Origin of the sequence: Rhizobium ecuadorense (assembly GCF_001187535.1) — a bacterium.
GTDB lineage: Bacteria > Pseudomonadota > Alphaproteobacteria > Rhizobiales > Rhizobiaceae > Rhizobium > Rhizobium ecuadorense.
The window spans coordinates 1-240 of sequence record NZ_LFIO01001320.1; the positions used below are offsets into that span (position 1 = coordinate 1).

The following is a 240-nucleotide window of genomic DNA, read 5'->3' on the forward strand; positions in this document are numbered from 1 at the left end:
ATCACGCCGATATTGCACGCTTGATGACTGTTAAATGGCTGCAGATGCAGGCCAAAAACACGGATATGAAAAGGAAGGTCCCAAGCGGTTGGGATAGCGGCAGGAACGACCAGTCGCCCCGTTGAAATTGAGGCAGCGCAAACTCCGAAAGGCCGGCTTGCGCAACGGCTCCCCGCACCATGGTTAGACCGGTCGCGATCAGCGCGATATGGGCATGGATGAATCCTGACCGGCGGTGTC

Annotated in this window: 1 pseudogene; it reads right to left on the reverse strand. The window is 57.1% G+C overall.

Annotation, left to right across the window (positions count from 1 at the left end):
* Position 1: 1 nt before the first annotated feature.
* Positions 2 to 240, reverse strand: a pseudogene (locus AF337_RS45710) (hypothetical protein); the annotation flags it as partial.